This is a genomic window from Marinomonas foliarum, from assembly GCF_016906065.1.
GTDB classification, from domain to species: Bacteria; Pseudomonadota; Gammaproteobacteria; order Pseudomonadales; family Marinomonadaceae; genus Marinomonas; species Marinomonas foliarum.
Map to the genome: position 1 here is coordinate 548,915 of NZ_CP070273.1, position 17,926 is coordinate 566,840.

Genomic DNA, 17,926 nt, shown 5'->3' on the forward strand with positions numbered 1-17,926 from the left:
GTGTCTAATGGCGGAACAGACGGGACTCGAACCCGCGACCCCCTGCGTGACAGGCAGGTATTCTAACCAACTGAACTACTGCTCCAAAAACATTAGTTTACAGCGTCTTTAAGACCTTTACCTGCCTTAAAGCCAGGAACCTTCGCCGCTTTAATTTGGATTTCCTCACCAGTTTGAGGATTACGGCCTGTACGTGCCGCACGTTCTTTTACTGCAAAAGTACCAAAACCAACTAGTGTAACCTGGTCACCTTTTGCTAAAGCCGCTTCAATTGCTTTTAGTGTTGCGTCAAGAGCATTGCTAGCAGAAGCTTTAGATAAATCAGCAGAAGCTGCAATAGCATCAATCAATTCAGATTTGTTCACGTTGTACCCCTTCAGTATTTTCGTGGTTCCTTAATTTTTTTTCGGCTCAGTATAAATACCTACCAACAAGGCCGAGCGAGAAGTTATACAAGCCCGACCTACTCCCTGTCAACACAGGATATGACCTTAATGATGACTTACAGTTTCTTGTTCATCAACAGTTTTTTCACTAGAAGGTAAGGTTTCTACCTTTTTTGGTGAAGGAATGTACTCTAAAGCAATATCCAGTACCTCATCAATCCATTTGACAGGGATGACTTCAATGTCTGCTTTGATATTATCAGGAATTTCCTTCAAATCACGAGCATTTTCTTGCGGAATAAGAACTGTTTTTATCCCCCCCCTGTGAGCCGCTAGAAGCTTCTCTTTAAGCCCACCAATAGGTAGCACCTCCCCACGCAGGGTAATCTCGCCAGTCATCGCCACAGAGGCCTTAACGGGGATCTTAGTTAGCACTGACACAATAGCTGTACACATAGCCACGCCCGCACTAGGCCCATCTTTCGGAGTCGCCCCTTCCGGAACATGCAAATGAAGGTCGGTTTTTTCATGAAAATCTTCATCAATTCCCAGACCAACAGCTCGACTTCTGACAACTGTTAATGCTGCTTGAATAGATTCTTGCATCACATCGCCAAGCGAACCTGTCTTAACATGACGACCTTTTCCTGGCACTCCAGCCGCCTCAATGGTCAATAATTCACCACCAACGGAGGTCCAAGCCAAGCCTGTAACTTGGCCAATTTGATTTTTTTCTTCTGCTTTACCGTAACTAAATTTATGAATTCCAGAAAAATCCTCTAAATTAGCACTAGTTACTTCCACTGCTTTTGCGTCTTTTGCTTTGGTTAGAGCTTGTTTTTTAACTACACGACGGCAAATCTTACTTAACTCGCGCTCCAAACCACGCACACCAGCCTCTTTTGTATAGTAACGAATGACGTCCATAAGCGCCTCATCCGTCACCTGAATTTCCTTCTCTTTTAGTCCAGCTTGCTTAATTTGCTTAGGCAATAAATAACGCTTCGCGATGTTAAGTTTTTCGTCTTCGGTATAACCAGGAATACGAATTACTTCCATACGATCAAGTAATGGACCAGGAATATTCATACTATTAGACGTACAGATAAACATCACATCTGAAAGATCGAAATCTACTTCAAGGTAATGATCATTAAAAGTATGATTTTGCTCTGGATCAAGCACCTCTAACAGTGCAGACGCAGGATCACCACGTTGATCCATACCCATCTTATCGATCTCATCCAATAAAAAGAGTGGATTCTTAACTTTCACTTTCGCCAATTTTTGCAGCAACTTACCCGGCATAGAACCAATGTAGGTACGGCGATGACCACGTATTTCAGCCTCATCACGCACCCCACCAAGCGCCATACGAACGTATTGGCGATTCACAGCTTTGGCAATAGACTGACCCAACGAGGTTTTACCAACACCCGGAGGCCCAACCAAACAAAGCACAGGCCCTTTTACTTTCTTTACTCGCTGCTGAACTGCCAAGAACTCTAAAATGCGCTCTTTAACATCTTGCAGGCCATAATGGTCTTGGTTAAGGATCTTCTCAGCATAAGCTAAGTCATTACGTACTTTACTGCGTTTTTTCCAAGGCAGTGATGTTAACCAATCAATATAACCACGGACAACCGTTGCTTCTGCTGACATTGGTGACATCATGCGCAGCTTTTTCAATTCAGCTTCCGCTTTGTCTTTTGCCTCATCAGACATACCCACTTCATTAATTTTTTCTTGAAGTGCGTCTAACTCATTTCCACTGTCTTCCATATCACCCAGTTCTTTTTGAATGGCTTTCATCTGCTCATTCAAATAGTACTCGCGCTGGCTTTTTTCCATCTGTTTTTTAACACGGCTACGGATGCTTTTTTCAAGGTGAGCAATATCTAACTCGCCATCCATCAAACCTATTAAATATTCACCACGACCGGTTAATGAATCTATTTCCAATACTTTTTGCTTATCTTCAAGCTTCAGGCTCATATGGCCCGTGATGTTATCAATCAATTTTGATAGGTCATCAATAGACTTTAAAGAAGACACTACTTCAGCCGGAATACGTTTGCTACCAGCCACATATTCATCCAGCTGCTTAATAAGCGCATTACGAATCACGTTATGCTCAGCGTCATCTTCTTCTTGAATATCTAACTCGGTAATACGACCAAGCACAAACCCTTCGGCCTCTTCCATAGACTCAAGGCGAGCACGCTTTCCACCTTCAACAAGAACCTTAACCGTTCCATCTGGTAGGCGTAGCAACTGCATCACTTTTGCAGTGGTACCAATTGAGTACAGATCCCCTAACACTGGATCATCTTTCGATGCATCTTGCTGAGCAACAAGAAAAACATGCTTATCATTTTCCATAGCAGACTCTAATGCCGCTATGGATTTAGCACGTCCAACAAATAACGGCAGGACCATATGGGGATACACAACCACATCGCGAAGTGGCAACATTGGCAGTAGTAAAGAATCTGTCATATTTTCTTCCAATCCGGGGCGCATATTAACAAAGCGCACTTTTCAAATTTAAACAACGATTAGGAAAGAGATAAGGGCGATGCCCGAAATTACAAGCATCGTAACCATTTGAATTTAGTCTACACAGTGTTTTAAAGCGAAACATCATAAAAAAAGCCGAATTTAAGTAATTACACTTAAATTCGGCTTTAGATTAATCAGGTATTTAAAAGGTTACGCTTTTTTAGCAACGTCTTCTTTTTCTAATACCATTAAAGGTGCTGACTCACCGCGAATAGACGCGCCGTCCATTACAACTTTTTCAACATCATTACGAGTTGGAAGCTCATACATACAATCCAATAAAGAGGATTCTAAAATACTACGCAAGCCACGTGCACCCGTTTTACGCTCTAATGCTAATTTAGCCGCTTCACGCAAAGACTCAGGTGTGAACTCTAGCTCAACCCCTTCTAACTCAAATAAATGCTGGTACTGTTTAACCAAGGCATTTTTCGGCTGACTTAGGATGATCATCAGTGCTTCTTCATCCAACTCTGAAAGTGTTGCAACAACCGGCAAACGACCTACAAACTCAGGAATCAAACCAAATTTAACCAAATCTTCTGTCTCTACTCGATGTACCGCTTCAGAAAAAGTGCGACCCTCTTCTTTACTCTTCACCGTAGCAGAAAAGCCAATACTACTTTTTTCTGTTCTATCACTGATAACACGCTCCAAACCAGCGAACGCACCACCACAAATAAACAAGATGTTAGACGTATCTACCTGCAAAAACTCTTGTTGCGGATGCTTGCGCCCACCTTGAGGCGGAACAGAGGCAACCGTACCTTCAATCAATTTTAGCAGAGCTTGCTGAACACCTTCACCTGATACATCACGTGTAATAGATGGGTTATCAGACTTCCTAGAAATCTTGTCGATTTCGTCAATATAAACAATACCACGTTGTGCTTTTTCAACATCGTAATCACAGTTCTGCAGCAGCTTCTGAATGATGTTCTCGACATCTTCACCAACATACCCGGCTTCTGTTAACGTCGTTGCATCAGCAATCGTAAAAGGAACATCCAAAACTCGTGCAAGCGTTTGAGCCAGCAACGTTTTACCACTACCAGTCGGACCAATTAATAAGATATTACTCTTACCAAGCTCAATACTTGTATCCGTTTTACCTTGGTGACGTAAGCGCTTGTAATGGTTGTATACAGCCACAGCCAGAACACGCTTGGCTTTATCCTGACCAATAACATAATCATCTAAAGCAGCACTAAGTTTAGCTGGTGTTGGCAATTCATCTGCTGACTCGCCGTCTTCACCTGCTTGAGATAGCTCTTGCGTAATAATGTTATTACATAGATCTACACACTCATTGCAAATATAAACAGAAGGACCAGCAATCAGCTTCTTAACTTCATCTTGGCTCTTTCCGCAAAAAGAGCAATACAATAACCGATCGGAGTGGTCGCCACGGCTAAAATTATCATCCGACATTTATTCCACCCTTTTCTTAAACTTTTCGTTTCTGCAATATTTCATCAATCAAGCCGTATTCTTTTGCTGTCTCAGGGTTCATGAAGTTATCACGATCCGTATCAATAGCAACTTGCTCAATCGGCTTGCCTGTATGAAAAGAAATAATTTCATTTAGCTTATGTTTAATACTTAAAATTTCACGTGTATGTATTTCAATATCAGAAGCCTGCCCCTGATAGCCACCTAATGGCTGGTGAATCATCACTCGTGAATTAGGCAAGCAATAACGTTTACCTTCTGCACCTGCAGTCAATAACAAAGCACCCATGCTAGCCGCCTGACCAATACACATAGTGCTAACATCTGGCTTTATAAACTGCATCGTATCATAAATAGACATCCCTGCTGTAACAGAGCCACCAGGAGAATTAATATACAAGTGAATGTCTTTGTCTGGGTTTTCAGACTCTAAAAACAATAGCTGAGCCACTACCAAGTTAGCCATGTGATCTTCAACCTGACCAACTAAAAAAATTACTCGCTCCTTGAGCAAGCGCGAGTAAATATCGAACGACCTTTCTCCACGAGCAGTCTGTTCAATAACCATTGGAACAAGACCATTACTTGTGATTGCAACAGGACCAGTAGTTGGATTCGTCAAATTCATATCGCATTCCTTAAAACAAAAAAGTCGACATAGCATTTGCTATGTCGACCTTATTAAAAAAGATAAGACTCGTCTTATGCTTCTTCCCCAGCCTCTTCGGCTTGGGCATTTGGCTTGATAGCGTCTTCATAACCCAAAGTCACTTCAGTAACTTGAGCAGATTCTAACAGTTTATCAACAACTTGCTCTTCAAGTACAGCAGATTGGACTTGAGCTAATTGCTCTTTGTTCTTTAAGTAAAAATCGATTACTTGCTGTGGCTCTTGATAAGCTTGCGCCATATCTTCTAAGAATGAACGAACACGATCATCATCCACTTTCAAGTCATCTTTTTTGATCACTTCAGAAATCAACAAACCAAGTTTAGCGCGTTTTTTCGCTTCTTCTTGGAACAACTCAGCAGGTAACTGAGAGGCGTCAAATTCTTGGCCACCAAACTGCTGAGCTGCTTGCTTACGAAGTGCATCAACTTCTTGATCAATAAGCGCAGAAGGCACTTCAACTTCATTAATAGAAGACAAGCCTTCAAACAACGCATTTTTCAATTTAGATTTAACAGCTTGATTAAGCTCACGATCCATATTCTTACGAACTTCAGCGCGCAAAGCATCAACAGTTGCCGTTTCTAAACCAAATTTCTCAACAAAAGCATCATTCAACTCTGGAACAATTTGCTCTGCAACTTCAGATACAGTGATCTTAAATGTTGCTTCTTGGCCTTTCAGGTTTTCTGCTTGGTAATCTTCAGGGAAAGTCACAGTAATTGTGCGCTCTTCGCCTGCTTTAGCACCAAGAATACCAGATTCAAAACCTGGGATCATTGTATTAGAACCCAATACAAGCTTGTGACCTTCTGCAGCACCGCCTTCAAAGGCTTCATCACCAAGGTAACCGACAAAATCGATTGTCACTTGATCGCCATCAGCAGATTCACGCTCAACAGCAGACCAATCAGCATTTTGTTTACGCAAAGTTTCTAGCATAGTATCAACGTCCGCATCTGTTACTTCAGATACAACACGTTCAACTTTGATCGCAGAGTTATCTGCCAATGCAACTTCTGGGTAAACTTCAACTTTTACAACGAACTCAAGATCTGCACCTTCAGTGAAGTTCTTTGGTTCAATAGAAGGCATGCCTGCAGGCTGAATAGATTCTTTTTGAATAGCTTCAACATAAGCATCACGCATAATTTGTTCTACTGCGTCGATACGAATACCTTGACCGTAACGTTTTTTAACAACGCTAACAGGTACTTTACCCTTACGGAATCCATCGATACGAATTGTCTTCGCTGTTTTAGCCACTTCAGAATTTACTTTCTCGTCAACACGAGCAGCAGGAATACTAATTGTTAAAACGCGCTCGATTGGAGACGTTGTCTCTACAGAAACTTGCATAAAACTTCCTCTCGGGAACTTGCTTTTAATTTGTTGGCTTCCTTGTTAATAACAAGGCATCTATTCAATTACAGCCAGCAAAACCTAAATAAAAAATTCAATTAAAGTAATGGACTGAAATGGTGCTCCGTACTGGATTCGAACCAGTGACCTACCGCTTAGAAGGCGGTTGCTCTATCCAACTGAGCTAACGGAACCTAGGTCATTACATTTCATGTGGTGGGCTATTATAGGGATGGAATAGCAATCGTCAACCAATAGACATAAAAAAGCCCAGTAAAACTGGGCTAAAATGATTATTTGCAACCAAGGAACCTAGAATAGCTTAGATCTACTACTCCGAAGTACAAATATCACAAAAGGAACAAAGCAGATAATACAGCGCCGCCTTTGCAAAAACAAGTTCAATGCGCCAAAACAAAACACATTGCACTGTATTTGTGCAATGTGCACAAACAAGAAATTTTATAATTTTTTTTGACCTGTGATATCGTTAATACATTAACTAATCCAAATCGAGTCACGCCAAAGATGCCACAGCTATTTAATCAAATATACCTTCTTATAAAACGTTATGGGCACCTTACAAAAAGCCGCTTTCAAAACAGCAACCTTTCTCAAAAAGCAGCCCAACTAACACTCTCCAGCTTGTTAGCTGCCGTCCCGATCATCACTATCATTGTCGGGATACTAAGCTTCACGCCTACACTAAAAGATATGCAATCTCAGCTATTTGGCCTTATTGAACAACATATGGCGCCAGGCACAAGCGATATCATGCTCCCCTACTTAATAGAATTTTCAGCTCAAACTAAAAATCTCCCCATTGCAGGTCTTATCGCCCTCGTTTTAACCGCACTATTATTACTCAATAGCTTTGAAAACAGCGTGCAATCTATATGGAGAATAGAGAAACCCCGTAAAATAAGAGAACGCCTTTTGACGTATTGGGCCATCCTTACATTAGGACCTATATTGTTTGCTGCCTCACTAAGCCTTTACGGAACGCTCATCTCAATGGAAATACAGGATAACCAGACAAGCTCCTGGGTAAATAATTTGCTCGAACTAGCCACTATTGTACTTTACTTTTTAATGCTTCTGACACTTAACTTTTTAACACCTAACGCTGACGTTTCAGTAAAATGGGCATCTATTTCAGCATTATTAGGTAGTATTGGACTTTATACCCTCAATACAATCTTTAGCTCGTTCGCACATTTCTTCACCAGCTATCAGGTTGTTTATGGTGCATTTGCCGCAATTCCGATTTTTCTGATATGGCTACAAACCTCATGGCTTATTGTTTTAGCATCCATTTGCCTATGCGCTACCCTGCACAGCATAAAAAACACTAGCCAAGATAAAAACTTATCATCTGGTCAGGATTAATGTAAAATCCCGCCAATTTTTCACAATAGGGCTCACCATGACGAACACAATCAACGAACTAAACAAAATTTTAGAAGAAGCAGATTGCTTAGTCGACGAAGCTACGCTCAACAAAGCTCTAGATAAAATGGCCACCCAGATAACAACAGATCTATCAGATAAGCTCCCTCTTGTGCTGTGTGTTATGAATGGGGGATTAATTCCGACTGCAGCACTAATCGAACGTCTTAATTTCCCTCTTGAAGTTGATTACATCCACGCAACTCGCTACGGAATGGAAACTGAAGGCACTTCACTCAATTGGTTGAGCTATCCACAGACAAAACTAAAAGACAGACATGTTCTTGTTGTTGATGATATTTTTGACCAAGGACACACACTACAAGCTATCGCTAAGTGGCTAGAAACCCAAGAGACTCATAGCGTTTATACAGCAACAGTAATCAACAAACTGCACGATAGAAAAACAGACATGACTCCAGATTATATTGGAGAAGATGTTGTTGACCGCTTTTTATTCGGCTATGGCATGGACTACAAAGGCTTTTTCAGAAATCTAAAAGGCATTTACGCTGTTAAAGACAGCTAAGCCCCTTACACAAAAGACCAAAAGACTGACAAAAAAATACCCACTTTAAAGTGGGTATTTTTTATTAAACTCACAACACTTAGAACACTCGGTTAAAGCCGTTAAGTGCCGCCACTCGATAGGCTTCTGCCATAGTCGGGTAGTTAAACGTCGTATTCAAAAAATACTTAAGCGTATTTTGCTCGCCCGGTTGCTTCATAATAGCCTGACCGATATGCACGATCTCTGAAGCTTGGTCACCAAAACAGTGTATTCCTAATAACTCCAGAGACTCACGATGGAAAAGGATTTTTAGCATACCTACCGCTTCACCTGTTATCTGTGCACGAGCAGTATTCTTAAAGAAAGCACGGCCAACCTCATAAGGCACTTTTTCAGCAGTCAGCTCCGCTTCGGTTTTACCAACAGAGCTAATTTCAGGAATGGTATAAATCCCTGTTGGCACTTCACTGATAAATTCCCCGCCAGCAGCGCCAAACATGTTTGCAGCAGCAGCACGACCTTGATCGTAAGCCGCACTCGCCAAACTTGGCCAACCAATTACGTCACCAGCCGCATAAACGTTTTCAACTTGAGTCTGGTAAGTATCATTAACGGCAAGTTGGCCACGAGTATTAACATCTAAGTTAATGGACTCTAGACCCAAATTATCAGTATTACCAGAACGCCCGTTACAGAACAACAAAGCATCTGCACGTAATTTTTTGCCAGATGCCATATGCATGACAACGCCACGCTCCGTGGTTTCAACAGAATCATACGTTTCGTTGTGACGAATTAGAACACCACCATCGCGCAAGTGATAACTCAACGCATCGGTAATTTCATCATCAAGAAAGCTCAATAGTTTTTTGGCTGGATTGATTAGCTCAACGCGCACACCCAGACCACAAAAAATTGATGCATACTCACAACCAATGACACCCGCACCATAAATAATTAATGAACGCGGAGTATGACTCAAGCTTAGAATGGTATCAGAGCAATAAATACGAGGATGTGAAAAATCGATATTAGCTGGACGATACGGACGCGATCCTGTTGCAATAACAACTTTCTTCGCGACTAGCAGCTCCGGTCCCTTTTCATAAGTATTTACTTCTATTGTATTGGCATCCTTGAATTTACCTTTACCAAAGTAAATATCAATTCGGTTACGCGCATAATACTCTGTACGACCCATAACCTGTTGATCAATAACTCTATTTGCGCGATCCAACACTTTTGGAAACGAAAACCAACGAGGCTCACCAATATCACGAAACATTGGATTAGTATTGAATGCAATAATTTCCTTAACAGCGTGACGCAACGCTTTTGATGGAATAGTTCCTAAATGCGTACAGCTTCCGCCAACTTGCGAACTCGCTTCAATCACAGCCACTCTTTTGCCAGCCTTCGCCGCACTCATCGCGGCACCTTCTCCGGCAGGACCTGTGCCTAAAACCACCACATCATAATGTCTCGTCGTCATAATACCCTCTTCACTGTTCAATTATTTAGATGCGTCATAAAACGTGTCATCAGAAACCGTTGCCGCCATACCTTTTTTCGTTTCTTTTTCACATTTACCTTTATCGCCACCACAAATATCGCAGGCAACTTCCATCCCCAACGCACTCATACCACCACAAGAGCCAGAAATAGGCTTTCTACCCATCAATACACCGACAGACATGGCTGTTACCAACAAAAGCATCAGAACAAATGCAAGAACAATAGTTAACATATGATCTCTCCAGAAAAATTAATTGCTTTTAATTCAAATAAGGCTCAAAGGCTTTAGAAGAATACTCTTCAAAACCGAAATCAGTCTTCACCAACAAGTACGCCGCAATTCCATTCTGCTGTGCGAAATCAAGACCTTTGTCAGGACCAAGCGCCGTAATGGCCGTTGCGAGACCATCCGCCATTGTGGCCGTCTTATCAATTACTGTCACAGAAACCAGCTTATGAGTTATCGGTCTTCCCGTAACAGGGTTAATAGTATGAGAATACCTCACACCATTTTTCTCAAAATAATTTCTATAATCACCTGAGGTTGCAACTGCAATATCCGTCACTGCAATAATTCTTTCGGCAATGTCATGACCACCAGAAGGGCTTTCAATTGCAATGCGCCAAGGAGAGCCGTCAGACTTCATCCCTTTCGATAAAATTTCACCACCCACCTCAACCAAATAACTTTCAACACCGTAATCTCGTAACACCATAGCAACAGCGTCAACGCCGTAACCTTTTGCGATGGAAGACAGATCAACGTAAATGTCTTTTTGTTTAGTTAATCTAAGGCCATCCAACGTTAGAAATTGATACCCTACTCGAGACTTCGCCTCGTCAATCGCAGCTTGACTTGGAACCACATCTTCTCGCTTACCTGGTCCAAACCCCCATAAATTTACTAGTGGACCTATTGTAACATCATACTCACCACTACTCATTTCACTAATCAATAAAGCCTTATCAATTACGTAAGCCATCTCTTCACTAATAATAGTAGATTGGCCTGCTGGCGACCCATTAAAAAGCGAAAGTTCTGAGTTAGAGTCATAGGTGGACATCAACTTATTGACTTTTACTAAAGCAGAATCAACATCCTGTTTTAAGTCAGTGGCATTTGACACATCTTTAGTTGTAAAAAACTTAACTGTATAAGTTGTCCCCATGGTGGGACCAGAAAAACCCACTAACTCAGGACTGAATACAGAGAAGCGGTACACAGCCGTAGCGGCAACAAGTAGAAGAGCAAAAAATACTATTTTTTTACGCATATAAATCTTTTTTTAGTTACTTATAAAATAAAGACCCACCAATTGGTGGGTCTTTATTCAAGTGTTAGCCACCGAAATCATCAAGCAAGATGTTTTCTTTTTCTACACCTAGATCTTCTAGCATCTTGATAACAGATGCGTTCATCATTGGAGGCCCACACATGTAGTACTCACAATCTTCTGGAGCGGGGTGATCTTTCAAGTAACTATCATAAAGAACGTTATGAATGAAACCTGTTTTACCTTCCCAGTTATCCTCTGGCTGAGGATCAGAAAGCGCCAAATGCCATTCGAAGTTATCGTTTTCTTCTTGAAGCTTATCATACTCCTCAGAGTAGAAAGCCTCACGTACACTACGAGCACCGTACCAGAAAGAAATCTTACGCTTAGAGTTCAGACGTTTAAGCTGATCGAAGATATGAGAACGCATTGGCGCCATACCTGCACCACCACCAACAAACACCATTTCAGCTTCCGTATCTTTCGCGAAGAACTCACCGAATGGGCCGTATACCTTAATCTTATCGCCAGGCTTAAGACTGAACACATAAGAAGACATTTGCCCCGGTGGTAAGTCATCCTTACCCGGAGGTGGAGAAGCAATACGAATATTAAACTTCACAATGCCCTTTTCTTCAGGGTAGTTCGCCATTGAATAAGCACGAATAACGGTTTCATCAACCTTAGAAACAAATTTCCAAAGATTAAATTTATCCCAGTCACCACGATACTCTTCTTCGATATCAAAATCTTTATATTCGACTGTATGAGCAGGCGCTTCAAGCTGAACATAACCACCAGCACGGAAATCAACGTTCTCACCTTCAGGCAATTTCAACGTCAATTCTTTGATAAAGGTTGCTAAGTTAGGATTTGACTCAACGGTACATTCCCAAGCTTTAACACCAAACACCTCTTCAGGCACCTCTACGTCCATATCCTGTTTCACAGAAACCTGACAAGACAAGCGGTAACCTTCTTTTTCATCGCGACGGGTAAAATGAGACTGCTCAGTAGACAGCATAGAGCCACCACCAGTAGTCACCTTACACTTACATTGAGCACAAGTACCACCACCGCCACACGCTGATGATAGAAAAATACCACTGTTCGCTAAAGTCTGAAGCAACTTACCACCAGCAGGTGCTGTCACTTCCTTTTCGCCATTGATGCGGATTGTTACGTCCCCAGAACTTACCAAGCGCGCACGAGCAGCAAGGATAATTGCCACTAACGCAAGCACGATAGCTGTGAACATCACCACACCTAGAATAATTTCTAAGTTGACCATGTTAGTTAAACCTTATTCTTGGTTGTCTAAATGTGCAGCCAATTAAAGCTGAACACCAGAAAATGACATAAAACCTAAACTCATCAAACCGACAGTAATAAACGTGATACCAAGACCACGAAGACCTGCAGGAACATCTGAATATTTAAGTTTCTCCCGAATACCAGCTAGCGCAGCAATCGCCAACGCCCAACCAACACCAGCACCTACACCGTAAACAAGACTTTCACTAAAGTTATAGTCACGTTCAACCATAAACAAAGAGGCACCCATGATGGCACAGTTCACAGTAATAAGAGGCAAGAATACACCCAGCGCGTTATATAACGCAGGCATGTATTTATCCAATGTCATTTCCAAGATCTGAACGACAGCGGCGATAACACCAATATAGCTCAACAAACCTAGGAAACTAAGATCGACACCTGGTAAGCCAGCCCAATCCAATGCACCATCAGCTAATAGATTTTGGTACAGCAAATTGTTTAGCGGAACCGTAATTGCCAATACAACTACAACCGCAATACCTAGACCTATCGCTGTTTCTACTTTCTTAGACAATGCCAAGAAAGTACACATACCAAGGAAGAAGGCCAAAGCCATGTTTTCAACAAAAACAGCCTTAACAAACAGACTAATTAAATGTTCCATTTATAGCGCCTCCTGAGAACGAGAATTCGCTGCAATTTTAAATTCAGGCTCTTCCACTTGTTCTTTTTTGTAAGAACGTAAAGCCCAAATAACCAAGCCGATTACAAAGAATGCACTTGGAGGTAGCAACATCAAACCATTAGGCTGGTACCAGCCACCGTTCTGTACAGTAGCGAGGATTTCGACACCAAAAAGCTTGCCAGCACCTAACAACTCACGGAAGAAAGCAACTATGATCAACATAGCGCTATAACCTAAACCATTACCAATACCGTCAACAAAGCTCATTACAGGACCATTCTTCATCGCAAACGCTTCTGCGCGTCCCATAACGATACAGTTTGTAATAATCAAGCCAACAAAAACAGAAAGCTGCTTACTAATCTCATAAGCAAATGCTTTTAGCACCTGATCAACCACAATAACCAAAGAGGCAATAATGATCATCTGTACAATGATACGAATACTGTTAGGTATGTGATTACGAATAATCGCGATAAAGAAGCCAGAAAATGCCGTTACCAAGGTCAAAGCAATCGCCATAACCAAACTAACACTCAAGCTACTTGTCACCGCCAATGCGGAACAAATACCTAATATTTGCAACGCAATCGGGTTATTGGCAAGAATCGGCCCAAAGAGGACTTTTTTCACATCAGACATTATTGAACTCCTTCGCTACGCAGCTGAGACAAGAAAGGTCCAAAACCTTCATCACCCAACCAGTACTGAACAAGATGAGTAACCCCACGACTTGTCAATGTCGCACCAGATAGACCATCTACTTTGTACATGGCTTTAGGATCAGAGCTATCTACGCCACCTTTGGCAAGCTGAATAACCGCTTCACCTTGGTCATCATAGACTTTCTTGCCTTTCCACAAGGCTTTCCAGTTAGGATTATCAACCTCACCACCCAATCCAGGTGTTTCAGCTTGGTCATAAAAACCAAAACCTATCACTGTATTGAAGTCATTCTTTAAAGCCATAAAGCCATACATAGTTGACCATAAGCCATAACCATGTACCGGAAGAATGATTCGATCAATCTTATCGCCAGTTTTCACAAGATACACTGCAGAAAAGTTTGAACGGCGCTTAATACCTGCCGGATCATTACCTTTCAGTGAAACCGATAAACTAGGATCTTTAGCGGCAGCTTGCTGATCAAATGTTGCCACATTGATCCCTGCAGACTGAAGCTCTTCCTGTGTTGCAAATTTATTCGTTTGCAAATTAACGATGCGAGTCTCAACCGATTCGAAAATTTCATCTACAGACTTGCCAGCTTCTAACATGCTAGCAGCAGACAAGATATTACGTTTTCGGTCTAAATCTTTGTTGGTGTTCTGGATAGGTTTAAGACCTACCGCTGCAGCTGCAACAAAAATAGAACAAACCAAACACAAAGATAAAGCAACTATAATGGTCTTTTTAATACTATCGTTACTGCTAGCCATTGCGTGCAATCCTCCGTTTAATGTTTGCCTGAACAACAAAGTGATCAATAAATGGTGCAAACAAATTCGCAAAAAGAATCGCCAACATCATACCTTCTGGGTATGCAGGGTTCACAACACGAATAAGAACAACCATTAGACCAATCAAGGCACCATAGAACCACTTACCACGATTCGTCATAGATGCTGACACTGGGTCTGTCGCCATGTACATCATACCGAAAGCAAAACCACCCAAAACTAGATGCCAGTACCATGGAGTTGAGAACATAGGGTTAGTGTCAGAACCAATAACATTAAACAAAGCAGAGGTTAAAATCATACCCAGCATAACACCAGCAACAATACGCCACGCAGCAATTCTCATCACTAACAACGCACCACCACCAATTAAGATAGCAAGAGTAGAAGTTTCGCCCATTGAACCTTGAATAAAGCCAAAGAAAGCATCAGACCAAGCAACCGTCAAACCAGATACGCCACCAGCAGCAAGCTGACTAAGTGCCGTTGCACCAGAGAAGCCATCAATTGCAGTCCAAACCGCATCACCAGACATAGATGCTGGGTAAGCAAAGAATAAGAAAGCACGACCAGCTAATGCCGGGTTAAGGAAGTTTTTACCTGTACCACCAAACACTTCTTTCGCAAGCACAACACCAAAACTGATACCCAAGGCTACTTGCCATAAAGGCACAGTCGCTGGCAAAGAAAGTGCAAACAGGATAGAGGTAACAAAGAAACCCTCATTCACTTCATGCTTACGCACGGAAGCAAACAAAACCTCCCAAAAACCACCAACAACAAATGTGACAAGATAAACAGGCAAAAAGTACATTGCGCCATAGATCATATTGTCCCAAATACTTGAAGCATCGTAACTAGTAAGGCTACCAATAATGGAATGGCGCCAAGAATCGGCTGCTGTAACGCCCATTGCGTCCATCGCCGTATTTGCTTGCCAACCAATATTGTACATGCCAAAAAACATAGCAGGGAATGTACACATCCACACCAAGATCATAATACGCTTCATATCAACCGCATCACGAACATGGGAGCCATTTTTAGTAACAGAACTTGGACGATAAAAAATTGTATCTACTGCTTCAAACAGTGCATACCATTTTTCATATTTACCACCTGAATGAAACTCAGGCTCTATTTTATCGAGTACTTTTCTAAGCCCCATGAATTAACCCTCTTTCTCTATTAGAGTTAGGCAATCACGAAGGATCGGACCATATTCGAACTTACCTGAGCAACTGTAAGTACACAAAGCCAAATCTTCATCATCCAACTCAAGCGCACCAAGCTTTTGAGCTTGCTCCGTATCATTCACGACCAACGCACGTAACAACTGTGTCGCCAAAATATCAAGCGGCATAACACGCTCAAAATTACCAAGCGGCAACATAGTACGATCACTACCATTAGTAGTTGTTGACATATCGAATGATTTTTTACCGGTAAGCTTGGACAAAAACACATTCATAATAGAGTGCTTTTCCACACCGGCACGAAGATAATGCATCATTTGACGCTCACGACCTTCAAGCAATACAGACACTTGGTTGTGGTAGCGCCCCAAGAAAGCAAATGGACCCGCAGCATTACGACCAGAAAAAACAGAACCAGAAATCACTCGGTTTTCGCCATCTGCAACTTCGCCAGCCAATAAGCCATCTAAGCTTGCACCAACTTGAGTGCGCACTAAACGAGGTTTTTTAACTTGAGGCCCAGCGATAGAAACAACACGCTCAACGCTCAGTTCACCTGATACAAAAAGCTTGCCGATAGCAACAACGTCTTGGTAATTAATAGACCAAACTGTTTTCTTATCACTGACAGGATCAAGGAAATGAATGTGTGTGCCAGCAAGACCCGCTGGATGTACACCAGCAAATTCCTCAACAGTCACATCAGACGTTGTTGGAATCTTTGCGCCTGGCGCCTTACAAACAAACACCTTACCTTCAGTCAAACGAGCCAAGACAGTAAGACCGTCTGCAAACTCTTCTGCTAGATCCGCCAACACAACCTCAGGAGAGGCCGCTAATGGATTAGTATCCATTGCCGTAACGAAGATAGAATGAGGGATTGAAGCAATTTCAGGTACTTTTGAGAATGGACGCGTACGGAATGCTGTCCATAACCCAGACTCAACCAGATTTTCAACAACTTTACTGCGTTCGAGAGATTTCAATTCTGATCCGGAATACGATGCGAAGGTTTCAGACTCATCACCTTCGACACTAATTACGACAGATTGTAAAACACGTCTTTCACCACGATTAATAGCAGTTATCGTTCCAGAAGCAGGAGCCGTATACTTTACGCCTTCTGTTTTCTTATCTGTAAAGATAACCTGACCTTTCTTAACCTTATCCCCTTCCTTGACTAGCATGGTAGGCTTCATGCCATGGTAGTCAGGACCGATCACAGCGACCGTTTTAGCAGCAATAACCGCCTCAATCACTTGATTGGGAGCACCAGAGATCGGTAGATCTAGGCCTTTTGTAATTTTATACATATGTTCTGCCCAACAATAAATTGAACACAAAAAGCGCAATGCGAATTGCTTGTACCCCCCTCCGGGAAACCATGCACAAGCGAACAATTACTTTCAGGTAATTGTAAAACGCAAACTCACTTCACCAAAAAACCGACGTATTATAATGATCATTCCCGCCATTGACCAGCTCAGGACGTCGTCTTTAAGCATCAACTTTTATTAAAAAGCACCACTTTATCCTTATTTACTGACTTGCAGCCTGAAAAAATCCTTTTTTTGTTGTTTTATTACTAAATCAAAGACCACTATAACAACTTAAATAGTAGCTTCTGTAAAAACTCAGACAAATCAATCTAAAAATTACTTCTCAGCGTACTTTAAGCGAGTTGCCATACAAGGTCGAAAACGACACAATACCGCCTAACTATTTAGTAGGCCATGAGATGGAAAAAAAGCTATGATAAAGCCAGAAGCTCAAATTCATATTAAGAACTTACGCTTACGAACCTACATAGGCTTCAATGAATCTGAAAAGCAAAACAAGCAAGATGTCGTGATTAACGCTTGGATTCAATACCCAGCTTCTCAAGCCTACGACACAGATAACGTTGAAAACGCAGTGAATTACCGAACCATTTGCAAAGAAATGATAGCCCATACAGAGAACAATCGCTTTCTTTTGCTTGAAAAACTCACAGCAGACCTATTAGCACTGTGCATGGAATCAAGCCATGTCACCTTTGCAAAAGTTGAAGTAGCAAAACCCCACGCTTTGCGTTTTGCCGATTCCGTTTCCTTAACACTGTCCGCCACTAGAGAACAATAAGCCCAA

General features: G+C 41.8%; 17 protein-coding genes and 2 tRNA genes. 3 read left to right on the plus strand and 16 right to left on the minus strand.

From position 1 onward, the window contains the following. Positions 1 to 8: 8 nt before the first annotated feature. From JSY38_RS02585 to JSY38_RS02615, 7 genes are all read right to left on the minus strand, one after another. Positions 9 to 85, minus strand: a tRNA-Asp gene (locus JSY38_RS02585). A gap of 7 nt (positions 86 to 92) precedes the next feature. Beyond that, positions 93 to 365, minus strand: coding sequence for an HU family DNA-binding protein (locus tag JSY38_RS02590; RefSeq protein WP_012069435.1), 273 nt, complete (start codon positions 363 to 365; stop codon positions 93 to 95). Positions 366 to 491: 126 nt separating this feature from the next. Further along, on the minus strand, positions 492 to 2,885 hold the full coding sequence (gene lon / locus JSY38_RS02595; protein WP_114410877.1) for an endopeptidase La: 2,394 nt from the start codon (positions 2,883 to 2,885) through the stop codon (positions 492 to 494). A gap of 213 nt (positions 2,886 to 3,098) precedes the next feature. Continuing rightward, entirely contained in the window at positions 3,099 to 4,379 is a 1,281-nt protein-coding gene (gene clpX / locus JSY38_RS02600; RefSeq protein ID WP_114410878.1) for an ATP-dependent protease ATP-binding subunit ClpX, read from the minus strand. Between the two features lie 16 nt (positions 4,380 to 4,395). Next, positions 4,396 to 5,028 carry an ATP-dependent Clp endopeptidase proteolytic subunit ClpP gene (gene clpP, locus JSY38_RS02605; RefSeq protein ID WP_114410879.1) on the minus strand — a complete coding sequence of 211 codons (633 nt, stop codon included), beginning with the start codon at positions 5,026 to 5,028 and terminating at the stop codon, positions 4,396 to 4,398. 74 nt (positions 5,029 to 5,102) lie between these two features. Next, on the minus strand, positions 5,103 to 6,428 hold the full coding sequence (tig, locus tag JSY38_RS02610; RefSeq protein WP_114410880.1) for a trigger factor: 1,326 nt from the start codon (positions 6,426 to 6,428) through the stop codon (positions 5,103 to 5,105). 120 nt (positions 6,429 to 6,548) lie between these two features. Next, a tRNA-Arg gene (locus JSY38_RS02615) sits at positions 6,549 to 6,625 on the minus strand. Positions 6,626 to 6,959: 334 nt separating this feature from the next. Between JSY38_RS02615 and JSY38_RS02620 the strand changes: the two genes are divergently transcribed. Together JSY38_RS02620 and JSY38_RS02625 are read left to right on the plus strand one after the other, a co-directional pair. After that, positions 6,960 to 7,820, plus strand: coding sequence for a YihY family inner membrane protein (locus JSY38_RS02620; RefSeq protein ID WP_114410881.1), 861 nt, complete (start codon positions 6,960 to 6,962; stop codon positions 7,818 to 7,820). A gap of 37 nt (positions 7,821 to 7,857) precedes the next feature. Next, on the plus strand, positions 7,858 to 8,409 hold the full coding sequence (locus tag JSY38_RS02625; RefSeq protein ID WP_114410882.1) for a hypoxanthine-guanine phosphoribosyltransferase: 552 nt from the start codon (positions 7,858 to 7,860) through the stop codon (positions 8,407 to 8,409). 79 nt (positions 8,410 to 8,488) lie between these two features. Here the strand turns inward: JSY38_RS02625 and sthA are convergent, their stop codons facing one another. The 9 genes from sthA to JSY38_RS02670 all read right to left on the minus strand — a co-directional run bounded on the left by sthA (position 8,489) and on the right by JSY38_RS02670 (position 17,112). Next, positions 8,489 to 9,883: a Si-specific NAD(P)(+) transhydrogenase gene (gene sthA / locus JSY38_RS02630; protein ID WP_114410883.1), complete on the minus strand. Its 1,395-nt coding sequence runs from the start codon at positions 9,881 to 9,883 to the stop codon at positions 8,489 to 8,491. Positions 9,884 to 9,904: 21 nt separating this feature from the next. Further along, a complete protein-coding gene (gene nqrM / locus JSY38_RS02635) occupies positions 9,905 to 10,138 on the minus strand; it encodes a (Na+)-NQR maturation NqrM (RefSeq protein ID WP_114410884.1) in 234 nt (77 codons plus the stop codon). Positions 10,139 to 10,166: 28 nt separating this feature from the next. Next, positions 10,167 to 11,180, minus strand: a complete 1,014-nt coding sequence (locus tag JSY38_RS02640) for an FAD:protein FMN transferase (RefSeq protein ID WP_205115131.1) — start codon at positions 11,178 to 11,180, stop codon at positions 10,167 to 10,169. 64 nt (positions 11,181 to 11,244) lie between these two features. Beyond that, positions 11,245 to 12,471: an NADH:ubiquinone reductase (Na(+)-transporting) subunit F gene (gene nqrF, locus JSY38_RS02645; protein WP_114410886.1), complete on the minus strand. Its 1,227-nt coding sequence runs from the start codon at positions 12,469 to 12,471 to the stop codon at positions 11,245 to 11,247. Between the two features lie 42 nt (positions 12,472 to 12,513). Then, positions 12,514 to 13,122: an NADH:ubiquinone reductase (Na(+)-transporting) subunit E gene (gene nqrE, locus JSY38_RS02650; protein WP_114410887.1), complete on the minus strand. Its 609-nt coding sequence runs from the start codon at positions 13,120 to 13,122 to the stop codon at positions 12,514 to 12,516. Next, positions 13,123 to 13,785 (minus strand): NADH:ubiquinone reductase (Na(+)-transporting) subunit D, encoded by a 663-nt coding sequence (locus JSY38_RS02655; RefSeq protein ID WP_114410888.1) that lies wholly within the window; start codon positions 13,783 to 13,785, stop codon positions 13,123 to 13,125. Beyond that, positions 13,785 to 14,582: a Na(+)-translocating NADH-quinone reductase subunit C gene (locus JSY38_RS02660; protein WP_114410889.1), complete on the minus strand. Its 798-nt coding sequence runs from the start codon at positions 14,580 to 14,582 to the stop codon at positions 13,785 to 13,787. Before JSY38_RS02660 ends, JSY38_RS02655 begins: the two co-directional genes overlap by 1 nt. Continuing rightward, positions 14,575 to 15,771, minus strand: a complete 1,197-nt coding sequence (locus tag JSY38_RS02665) for an NADH:ubiquinone reductase (Na(+)-transporting) subunit B (protein ID WP_114410890.1) — start codon at positions 15,769 to 15,771, stop codon at positions 14,575 to 14,577. Before JSY38_RS02665 ends, JSY38_RS02660 begins: the two co-directional genes overlap by 8 nt. 3 nt (positions 15,772 to 15,774) lie before the next feature. Beyond that, positions 15,775 to 17,112 carry a Na(+)-translocating NADH-quinone reductase subunit A gene (locus tag JSY38_RS02670; protein ID WP_205115133.1) on the minus strand — a complete coding sequence of 446 codons (1,338 nt, stop codon included), beginning with the start codon at positions 17,110 to 17,112 and terminating at the stop codon, positions 15,775 to 15,777. 439 nt (positions 17,113 to 17,551) lie between these two features. Between JSY38_RS02670 and folX the strand changes: the two genes are divergently transcribed. After that, positions 17,552 to 17,920 (plus strand): dihydroneopterin triphosphate 2'-epimerase, encoded by a 369-nt coding sequence (gene folX / locus JSY38_RS02675; protein WP_181858488.1) that lies wholly within the window; start codon positions 17,552 to 17,554, stop codon positions 17,918 to 17,920. Positions 17,921 to 17,926: the final 6 nt, after the last annotated feature.